This is a genomic window from Okeania sp. SIO2F4, from assembly GCF_010672385.1.
Lineage (GTDB): Bacteria > Cyanobacteriota > Cyanobacteriia > Cyanobacteriales > Microcoleaceae > Trichodesmium.
This window is the reverse complement of sequence record NZ_JAAHGT010001140.1, coordinates 1-2,716: the sequence shown is the minus strand read 5'-3', so window position 1 is coordinate 2,716 and position 2,716 is coordinate 1. Positions and strand designations below refer to the sequence as shown.

At 33.7% G+C, this 2,716-nt stretch carries 2 protein-coding genes and 1 pseudogene; all 3 read left to right on the top strand.

What is annotated here, in order from left to right:
• Positions 1-124 precede the first annotated feature (124 nt).
• A pseudogene (locus tag F6K22_RS43280) lies at positions 125-224 on the top strand (IS5/IS1182 family transposase); the annotation flags it as partial.
• Positions 225-520: 296 nt separating this feature from the next.
• Complete coding sequence (locus F6K22_RS38075) at positions 521-1,015, top strand: hypothetical protein (protein WP_293110049.1); 495 nt, start codon at positions 521-523, stop codon at positions 1,013-1,015.
• A gap of 9 nt (positions 1,016-1,024) precedes the next feature.
• A complete protein-coding gene (locus F6K22_RS38070) occupies positions 1,025-2,317 on the top strand; it encodes a coiled-coil domain-containing protein (RefSeq protein ID WP_293110047.1) in 1,293 nt (430 codons plus the stop codon).
• Positions 2,318-2,716 lie beyond the last annotated feature (399 nt).

Genomic DNA, 2,716 nt, shown 5'->3' with positions numbered 1-2,716 from the left:
GTAGTTGTACTCAATGAGGCCAAGGACAAGCTATCGAAAGAGCGAGGTAATCTGGGTAGATCAGGGTTATTCTGGTAAAAACTTGGCCAATGCTGTTAGGCAGGTTTGTGGCGATGGCGTCAGAGTGGAAGTGATCAAACGAACCTCAGAGAGTTTTGAGCAATTGCCGTGCGCGATGGATTGTGGAACGCACTTTTGGGTGGCTAAATAGATTTAGGCGCTTAAGTAAGGTAACGTAAGTGTATTCAGATGTAAGTGAAGCAATGATTTATGGCTCATTAATCCAACTCATGGTCAAGCGACTAGCTAATTTAAGATTTACTTTATAAATCAGCTCTAATAAACATTAACTGGGCTATTTTTAGCACAAAAGTGATTTACCCTGTATTAATTACTTAATAACTGAAGTGCGACTTAAGTATAGCAATGCTTTTGGGAATTGGTATAAGACCATACAACCTATCTACTGAAGTAGAATATTAACATCTCAACCAAATATCAAATTTTTACACGGTGTTTTATGTCAGAAAATAATGAGCGTAATCCATTAGATGATATAGAATTTACTCCGGATCTAATCAGGGGTGTAAAAAAAGATGCTTCGGAATCTGATAATTATCCTGGTAATTCTGAGCAGGTAGAAACTGAGGAAGAATCTGAGCAAATTAATGAATTTTTGCAGGTAGAAACAACAAATTATCGGGAATTATCTCAAGAGATTAGTTTGCTCAGAGAAAAGTTAGAGCAGTTTTCTCAAGATGTGGAAAATAATTATTCTCACCTTCAGCAAGAAGTTTCTCGGTTGTCTGATTTTATGTTGGAGTTACAAGAAGAAAAGTTGAATGGAGATGTTGATTTAGAGTCGTTGTTTGGTCGAGTTAAGTCATTAGAGAATTCATTAGAAAGTTTACCTGGGAAAATAGAGGAAAGAATTAATAGTACCCTTGATTCACAACAGGAAGTAAATCAAAAATTCCAACAATTTGTAGGAGATACGAAACAGGAAATTGAATAAATTGTTCGGATGGTAGTGGATGTTGAATCTAAACAAGTAGATGCTCAGAAATTATCTCAAGATATTAGTTTACTCAGGGAAAAGTTGGAGGAATTTTCTCATGTGGAAAGTAATCCTTCACAGTTTCAGGAAAAAGTGACTAAATTATCATCTCAAATATTGGAGTTACAGAAGGAAAAGTCGAATATAGGTGTTGGTTTAGAGCCGTTGTTTCGTCGAGTTAAGTCATTAGAAAATTCTCTACAAAATTTGTCTGGGCAAATAGAGGAAAAGATTAATAGTACCCTTGATTCGCAACAGCAAGTATATGAAATTTTCCTCAAGTTTGCAGAAGACACGAAGTTGGAAATTAAAACAATTGTTCAGAAGTTAGTAGATATTGAATATAAACAAGTAGACGTTCATAAATTATCTCAATATATTAGTTTGCTGAGTCAAAAATTAGAGAGATTTTCTCATGTGGAAAGTAATTCTTTAGAGCTTGAGGAAAAGGTCGCTGAATTATCAGCTCAGATATTATACTTGCAGCAAGAAAGGTCGAATATAGGTGTGGGTTTAGAGCCGTTATTCCATCGAGTTAAGTCATTAGAAAATTCTCTACAAAATATGGAAGTTAAATCTTCTCAACTTCAGGAAAAAGTTAAAAATAACTTGAATCTTTCCCAAGAATGGAAGGAATTCTTTTATATATCAATTTGGAGTCTTGGTTTAGCAATAATACCTTCTATAGTTAATTTATCTATGGATAATCCCAATATTTTTTTGAGTCTTCTATGCTTAGTTTTAGCATCACCATTTTTATTAACAAGCTTGGTGATTTTTTTCTGGAGCTATTTTTCTATAGTTTTGATGTTTGGTCGGCTATTATTTAGTAGCCCTCATTTAGTTTTGAGCAAGGTTGATTATTGGTTATCTAGATATCGTTTTATATGTGGTTCTATGGTATTGATAGCTGAAAAAATGATACGTACAGAACCAGGAGGTCAAAAATTACAGGCGCTTGAGCTAAGAGAGCGTGCTAGAAGTGTTGCGTCATTTTTTTTGATACTTTTTATTATATCTCTTATACCTTTTTTGGGAGTGCGAGGATATTTGATACAGAATGAATACATTAACTGTTCAGAAAATAAAGCAGGATGGATTTTGTGTTTTTTGAACGCAGCACAGAAACAACCAGAATTAATGTTTGCGATTTTATTATTTCTTCCAAGTATCACAGTTTCATGGTTTGTGATTTACTGGCTAATACTTCAGTTGATTAAAGCTCTGGCTTTGCTTAAGCAAAAGTTTCTAGAAAGGTAAAATTAGAAAGGTAAAAAAAATCAAAAAATTCCCATAAAAAAATGATATAAACATTCCCTAGATTGCCAATAATAAATATAGAAGTCTGTCGCAATTTTATATAACATTTTGTAGGTCTGGTTGAGTCACGAAACCCAACAGAAATACCTTGGCACAACTAATCAGTAAATTAACAACGGTGAGTCAAATAATTTATGATTTGTTCAAAAGTTTGTTTCTTTGATCGCCGTACCTAATTGTTATGCAAAGAGTTATATGTAGCTCCACTTTCCATAACATTTTGTAGGTCTGGTTGAGTCACGAAACCCAACAGAAATACCTTGGCACAACTAATCAGTAAATTAACAACGGTGAGTCAAATAATTTATGATTTGTTCAAAAGTTTGTTTCTTTGATCGC